The sequence below is a fragment of the Bacillota bacterium genome (assembly GCA_040754675.1).
GTDB lineage: Bacteria > Bacillota > Limnochordia > Limnochordales > Geochordaceae > Geochorda.
Genome location: JBFMCJ010000659.1, coordinates 1 through 2,114, shown reverse-complemented (window position 1 = coordinate 2,114; position 2,114 = coordinate 1). Strand labels below are relative to the sequence as shown.

Below are 2,114 nucleotides of genomic sequence, written 5' to 3'. Positions count from 1 at the left end.
CTTGGGACCGATCCCTTGGCTTACGTCGACTCGTTGGGCGATGCCGGCCGTCATAATGGTAGCGGTCTGGAAGACTCTAGGGTACAACATGGTCATTCTCTTAGCTGCTTTGCAAGAGGTGCCTAGGGAACTGTACGAAGCAGCCCTCGTTGACGGTGCTAGCCCCTGGCAAACGGTACGGAAAGTAACTCTTCCCCTGATATCCCCGAGCATCTTCTTTGTCACGATCACGTCGGTCATCGGATCGTTCCAGGTCTTTGAGCTCACCACCGTCCTGACCGGAGGCGGTCCGGCCAATGCCACGAATACACTTGTTATGTTCGTCTACCAGTATGCATTCTCGTCGTTCCAAATGGGGTACGCCTCGGCTGCGGCGTATATATTGTTTGGCGTAATTCTGCTGGTTACCATCGTACAATTTGCCACCTCGAAGCGGTGGGTTTACCAGTAGTAGGCACCAGCTTCCTGGTTGCCACGGTAAACTCCCACGAGGTCAAGGGTGGCCACAAAGGAAGGACAAGTTATGCGAAGCAAAGCTCTTGTACTGGGACAAGTTCGAGTTTCCACCTCCGCCCGCGGCCTGCGCTCGCGCTCAGCACAGGTGTGGTCGGCGGCTCTGGTATATGGGTTTCTGGTTATTAGCGCTATTTTGATGGCCCTACCATTCGTTTGGATGGTCGCGTCCGGTTTCAAGTCTTATACAGAGATTTTCGTCGATCCGTTCAGGCTAGTGCCGCGCCATTGGACCTGGTCAAACTTTCGAGAGGTGTTCCAAGTCGCACCATTCCATTTGTACGTCCTGAACACAGTGAAGGTCAGCCTGTTGAGTACGTTCGGGGCAGTAGCGACTTCCGCGATGGGAGCGTACGCATTCGCTAGGTTGCGTTTCCCCGGACGCGATTATCTCTTCATGGGGTACTTGGCCACTCTGATGATCCCGGGCCAGGTCACCCTGGTTCCCAGGTTCATTCTCATGAAGTGGTTTGGCCTGCTGGACAACCATCTTTCTCTCGTTCTGCCGGGAATGTTTACCGCCTACGGAACGTTTCTCCTCCGACAATTCTTTGTCACGATACCCCGGGAACTGGAAGAGGCTGCTGCGATAGATGGAGCCGGATATCTCCGCCGATTTGTCTCCGTCATTCTTCCGCAAGCTAAACCGGCCCTAGCGACTCTCGCGGTTTTCACGCTTATGTGGCACTGGAATGACTATCTGCATCCCCTGGTCTTTATCAATAGTGAGAGCAAACGGACGCTCGCACTGGGCCTCGCCATTTTCCGCGGCGACGTGGATGTGCAGTGGAACCTGGTAATGGCTGGGGTCACAATATCCGTCTTTCCGTTGGTGATAGCGTTCTTGGCCGCCCAGCGGTTCTTTGTTGAGGGCATTGCCTTGACCGGGCTGAAAGGGTAGGACAGGAAAGGAGGGGGATAGCGTCCCCGCAAGTGGTGTAAATTGGGTTCCCACTTGACTGTCACCCGTTACGCCGCGATGTCAGGCAGCTGCGGCATTCCCTCGCTTTCACCCCCCGTCGCCCTTTGCCGGGCAGCGTAGAGCTTGGCCATGGACTCCTGGCTGAAGTAGCGCCGAGACGCCATCCACTCTTCATGCTGCTCCTGCAGCACCGCCCCGATCAGCCGCAGCGCGGCCTCCGGGTTGGGGAAGATGCCTACGGCGTCCGTGCGCCGCCCGATCTCCTATCTCAAACTTGTGTCTGCTTTCGCGGTCCTGCTCCCTTTTTCGCCTTTTTCCACAACCGGTAGCCTCGCCGAGGTAGGCACGCGCCGGCCGGTTATCCACCGCCTGCCCTTGGGTCCCCACCCCACCCCCTCGGCAACCCTATCATGGCTCACGGGGTCTATGCCCGCCCATTCCTTCGTTCGGCCTGGATGAAGGGGGGGTGGGGTGTGCCGTACTCACTTACAGGGTCGATGCCCGAATGGAGAAAAACGGCTTTCCCCACCCAAGGGTCGCAAGGCTTTACGCGCCTACGCCGCCTGGGCCAGCTGTGCCTGCCTCACCTCCCCCAGGACCCGGCTCGGGTCGTAGGGAACACCCTTTTGCATCAGCGCGAACATCACCCGCAGCAGCTTGAGGGCGACGGCCACCAGCG

At 57.9% G+C, this 2,114-nt stretch carries 2 protein-coding genes and 1 pseudogene; 2 read left to right on the top strand and 1 reads right to left on the bottom strand.

The features are described from left to right. A partial coding sequence (locus tag AB1609_22185) for a sugar ABC transporter permease (GenBank protein MEW6049143.1) occupies window positions 1–451 on the top strand: 451 nt, incomplete at its 5' end. Window positions 452–523: 72 nt separating this feature from the next. Further along, window positions 524–1,414 (top strand): carbohydrate ABC transporter permease, encoded by an 891-nt coding sequence (locus AB1609_22180; GenBank protein MEW6049142.1) that lies wholly within the window; start codon window positions 524–526, stop codon window positions 1,412–1,414. 68 nt (window positions 1,415–1,482) lie between these two features. Here AB1609_22180 and AB1609_22175 read toward each other — a convergent pair. Continuing rightward, window positions 1,483–1,698: pseudogene (locus tag AB1609_22175) on the bottom strand (transposase). Between the last annotated feature and the right edge of the window lie 416 nt (window positions 1,699–2,114).

Coding starts and splice junctions, on each gene's coding strand:
- AB1609_22180 (MEW6049142.1), top strand. CDS start 524: ATGCGAAGCAAAGCTCTTGTACTGGGACAAGTTCGAGTTTCCACCTCC.